The organism is Anaerosolibacter carboniphilus (assembly GCF_014205875.1).
Classification (GTDB): Bacteria; Bacillota; Clostridia; order Peptostreptococcales; family Thermotaleaceae; genus Anaerosolibacter; species Anaerosolibacter carboniphilus.
In genome coordinates this window covers 1-3,446 of the sequence record NZ_JACHEN010000068.1, presented here as the reverse complement: position 1 = coordinate 3,446, position 3,446 = coordinate 1, and the positions used below count along the sequence as shown (strand labels likewise).

The window sequence follows — 3,446 nt, the reverse complement described above, 5'->3', positions numbered from 1 at the left end:
ACACCTGTTCCCATACCGAACACAGAAGTTAAGCCCTTCAGCGCTGATGGTACTTAGGGGGTAGCCCCTTGGGAGAGTAGGTCGTCGCTGGTTTGGTCATTACATAAAGAACGCAAGACGAAAATGAGTCGTCTTGCGTTCTTTCTTTTTTGCTGTAGGGAACGACGTCCTCATCGTTCCGAATAATAGGTGCAAAAAAACAAGGAACGGCGAGGACTGTCCATCCGAAGATATTTTGGTCATGCCAACAGACGGACGACCCTGTCTGTCCCTACAAAGGGATATTCATAGAAGGCGAACATGATAATTTAACAGCGTTATTCTATTATGCAAGTTCGGGAAACCAGATAGCAATTTCTCTTTCTGCTGTCTCTGGACTATCAGAGGCATGGACAATATTTTTGGTTAAGTCATGGGCGTAGTCGCCACGAATGGTGCCGGGAGAAGCCTTACTAGGATGCTTATCCCCATTCATGAGGCGGATGATTTCGACGACAGATGCTCCTGCCCATGCCATAACCATGATTGGACCCTCAGACATATAATCAATCAGTTCTTGAAAATAGGCACGCCCCTTATGCTCAGCATAATGATTTTCCAATAACAAAGCATCAGCTGCAATGAGCTTTGCGGCAAGCAGTTTAAAATCTTTTCTTTCATAGCGGTTAATAATCTCGCCTACGAGATGTCTTGCTACACCATCGGGTTTAATAATGACTAGTGTTCTCTCCACAGTACTCCCCCTCTATTTGATAGACTTATACGAATTATACCCTGAAGTCTTATCGTTTAATACCTACATTAGGAATTGAAGCATAAAAAACTGTCCCCATGATAAATAGAGACAGTTTTTATTGTATAAAGCTTAAAGATTTTCAATGAATTGCTGGATTCGGCGAATACCTTCCAATAGTTCATTGGTATCACAGGCATAGGAAATCCGAATAAAGTCATCCATACCAAAGGCAATGCCAGGTACAACTGCAACCCGAGCTTTATCCAAGAGCATATTGGAGAATTCGATAGAGAAACTATCTGTCCATTGTATTTTGTCTCTTAAAGCAGAAGCATCGATGAATATGTAGAAGGCACCATCGGGATAGATATAGCTAAGGGAATCTATTTTATTCAAGGCGATTACTGCCAAATCTCTTCTTTCCTTATAAGTACGAATCATTTCTTGCATTTGATCATGACACTCTGTTAAAGCTGCAACAGACGCCCATTGAGAAATTGTGCTGGGATGAGAGACCAAGTGGCCTTGAATAGATGCAATGGCCTTTGCAAGTTCTTTATTGGAAGCAGTATAGCCGATTCTCCAACCCGTCATGGCCGCAGACTTCGATAAACCATTCACGGTGATTGTAATATCTTTAGCTTCCGAGGATAAGGAAGCAATACTAGTAAATGAAGGAGTATAGCAAATTTTTTCATAAATTTCATCGGCTAAGATATAGATGTTGTGCTTCAAACAAATATCTAATATTGCTATTAGTTCTTCTTTGGTATATACAGCACCTGTAGGATTAGAGGGGTTTGTGATAAAGATCATTTTTGTTCTGTCAGTAATAACAGATTCTATATCTTGAGGTGTTGCTTTGAATTGATTTTCTTTCTTTGTGTCAAGAAGAATAGGGGTACCACCCACAAGTTTCACCATTTCAGGATAACTGACCCAGAAAGGTTTTGGTATGATAACCTCATCACCATAATCTAGAATAGCTAGCAAAGTATTGGTGATGGCATGCTTAGCACCATTGGACACAACAATTTCATCTAATTCATAAGAGACGTTGTTTTCCTGGAGTAACTTGTTCTGTATAGCTTTACGCAGATCTGTTAAACCCGATGCGGCATCATACTTGGTTTTATTGAGATGAATAGCTTCAATAGCCTTTTCCTTTGCAGCTTCTGGTGTTAAGAAATCGGGTTCTCCGATACTCAAGCTAATGATGTCGATACCTTGCTGTTTGAGCTGCTGAACTTTTGTGCTGATACCGATTGTAAAAGAGGGAGTAATGTTTTTTAACTTTGCAGATAGCATAGGAATCCTCCTTATAGTGAATTATTTTCTATCCATACTCTAACCCAATATGACATTCAGTGCAATAGATATAAAGGGAAGACTTATCTATGGTGATAAGTGTGGATAAATTGTGCATGAGCTGTGGATAAAATGTTGATAATGTGAGTAAGTGAAACGTATGTTCCTATCCAGGAAATTATGGTTTTGATTTCCTAAAGAAAACAAATTATCGATAGACATTTTATTCTTAATATAGAATCAGCAAAACAACATAAGTTATGTACCTGAAAGGATAAAAGTATATAAAAAAGCAGAAGCATAATTACACTTCTGCTTAGAATGAATGTAGAATTATACACAGCAAGAAATGATGAATCCTACTTAAATGATAGGGTAGAAAAGGCTTGAATACGACTTTTCCTATTCTGATCCATAATAGAATGACTTTTTATACTGGAATCAAAGGAATTGCTGACAATCTTATATTCCTTTGTAGTCTGGTTGCTTTTTTTTTCGATAGTAGGCTTATTAGATTGATATGCTTTCTTCATTACCATTCCTCCTAAATATTGTATACAAGCAGTAAACAGATGGAAGTATGTGTGTATATTTATACATACTATTTTATAAAAAATATACTCTTTTGTAAATAGTATCATGCACTTTTTTAAAAAAATACTTTGAAAATTTGAACAATAGTTTTGGTTATATTCAAAGATACAACAAGTATTAATAATAGCATATACGACTACTTCAAACAATACTTGATAAGAAACTCAATGAGAAGGGGTAAGTGTTTTGGGCTGTTTATGAAGACATGCAGAGGAAAGAAGGCACGACTAGGATATAAATGATGATAATTGATTTATAGGATATAAAATGAATAATAGAGGCCAGATATAAATCCTATAATGATTTACATAATTTGGACAAATTAAATAGATTGACGCTATCGTTAGATTATGCTATATTATTCTTCCGGCCCTTTTTAAGGGGTGAGGGTCAGCGGGTAGGAAAAATTACCAGTTGATTTGAGGTAAGAAACGTGGTAAGATAGATTTTGTCGTCACGAGAAACAAGCTATAAAAATTATCATAAAAAAACTTGTTGACATAATATCGAAAACATGATAATCTATATAAGTCGCCAAAACGAGCGACACAAACTTTGGTCTTTGAAAACTACACAGTGTAAGAATTAAGCCGGCATGAATTTTTAGTTGTCAGTTGAAAGTTGCTAGGGAAAGTATTTAGGGTCGAAAGACCTAAGAGATAGTCCCTAAAACTTACAACTTACAACTTGGAACTTACAACTCAAACCAGAAGATTTTTTATAGAGAGTTTGATCCTGGCTCAGGATGAACGCTGGCGGCGTGCCTAACACATGCAAGTCGAGCGGAGCTGATGATTAGCTTGCTATG

Annotated in this window: 3 protein-coding genes and 2 rRNA genes; 2 read left to right on the top strand and 3 right to left on the bottom strand. The window is 37.1% G+C overall.

The window, feature by feature from the left end; all coding sequences use genetic code 11:
• A 5S ribosomal RNA gene (gene rrf, locus HNQ80_RS25470) occupies positions 1 to 93 on the top strand; the annotation flags it as partial.
• 232 nt (positions 94 to 325) lie between these two features.
• Here the strand turns inward: rrf and ndk are convergent.
• From ndk to HNQ80_RS25455, 3 genes are all read right to left on the bottom strand, one after another.
• Entirely contained in the window at positions 326 to 733 is a 408-nt protein-coding gene (ndk, locus tag HNQ80_RS25465) for a nucleoside-diphosphate kinase (RefSeq protein ID WP_184314073.1), read from the bottom strand.
• A 132-nt stretch (positions 734 to 865) separates the two neighbouring features.
• Positions 866 to 2,044: a pyridoxal phosphate-dependent aminotransferase gene (locus tag HNQ80_RS25460; RefSeq protein WP_184314071.1), complete on the bottom strand. Its 1,179-nt coding sequence runs from the start codon at positions 2,042 to 2,044 to the stop codon at positions 866 to 868.
• Between the two features lie 359 nt (positions 2,045 to 2,403).
• Positions 2,404 to 2,577 (bottom strand): hypothetical protein, encoded by a 174-nt coding sequence (locus tag HNQ80_RS25455; RefSeq protein ID WP_184314069.1) that lies wholly within the window; start codon positions 2,575 to 2,577, stop codon positions 2,404 to 2,406.
• Between the two features lie 778 nt (positions 2,578 to 3,355).
• Between HNQ80_RS25455 and HNQ80_RS25450 the strand changes: the two genes are divergently transcribed.
• A 16S ribosomal RNA gene (locus tag HNQ80_RS25450) occupies positions 3,356 to 3,446 on the top strand; the annotation flags it as partial.

What these genes read in the sequence shown, in the direction of transcription:
- HNQ80_RS25460 (WP_184314071.1), bottom strand. Translation starts at nt 2,044, where the DNA reads ATGCTATCTGCAAAGTTAAAAAACATTACTCCCTCTTTTACAATCGGT.
- HNQ80_RS25455 (WP_184314069.1), bottom strand. Translation starts at nt 2,577, where the DNA reads ATGAAGAAAGCATATCAATCTAATAAGCCTACTATCGAAAAAAAAAGC.